The organism is Paraburkholderia sp. SIMBA_027 (assembly GCF_046535315.1).
Classification (GTDB): Bacteria; Pseudomonadota; Gammaproteobacteria; order Burkholderiales; family Burkholderiaceae; genus Paraburkholderia; species Paraburkholderia tropica.
Genome location: NZ_JAWRWY010000258.1, coordinates 1 through 330, shown reverse-complemented (window position 1 = coordinate 330; position 330 = coordinate 1). Strand labels below are relative to the sequence as shown.

Genomic DNA, 330 nt, shown 5'->3' with positions numbered 1-330 from the left:
CGTTCGTGAAGTCGCGGCTGCCGACCCACGCGCGGATCTGCCCGTCGCGCGGATCGATCGCGACGAAGCCGGCCTGCACGTCGGTCTTCGCCTTGCACAGCGCGCGCATGAAGCCTCGATCGGCGGCGAGCTGCTTCATCGCGGCCGCATCGTCCTTGCCGGCGTCCTGCGCGGCCTTGTACTCGGGCGACTCGCGCATGAAGGTGCGGAACACCTCGTTGTCGGTGCCGCAGCCGTCGCGGCCGCTCCACGCGTTGTTCGCGATCCCCTGCAGCTGGTTCGCCTGCTGCGTGAGCGCCTGGGTCGCCATCTGCTGCAGCCGCGCATCGA

The 330-nt window shown here is 70.0% G+C and carries 1 pseudogene; it reads right to left on the bottom strand.

The features are described from left to right. Positions 1-330: pseudogene (locus tag SB764_RS39015) on the bottom strand (penicillin-binding protein); the annotation flags it as partial.